We start from the raw sequence: 236 nt of genomic DNA, 5'->3' as shown, positions 1-236 counted from the left end.
CTTTATTTCCACCTTCTTCTTTCTTAGATATCAAATCCAACCAAACCACAACTTCATCACCATCGTGTCTGCCAAGTAAGTCAGACTCCCTAATCAGTACTTTCAATCGTTCAGCGGTCACCGTCAATATAAAGTCGCCAACATCATTGCCTTGGGTAGCATTAATTTCTTTAAATTTATCGAGATCGATAAATAGAATACCTGCCATTGAATCGGTGCGACGATCCCGTGCTAAC

At 40.7% G+C, this 236-nt stretch carries 1 protein-coding gene; it reads right to left on the bottom strand.

What is annotated here, in order from left to right; all coding sequences use genetic code 11:
- The coding region (locus tag Q4519_RS22100) for a diguanylate cyclase (protein ID WP_303516137.1) at positions 1-236 on the bottom strand (236 nt) is incomplete at both ends.

The organism is Motilimonas sp. 1_MG-2023 (assembly GCF_030547455.1).
GTDB lineage: Bacteria > Pseudomonadota > Gammaproteobacteria > Enterobacterales > CBDFNC01 > Motilimonas.
Note: the sequence above shows the minus strand (reverse complement) of the source record. Positions and strands in the feature narration are given on the sequence as shown.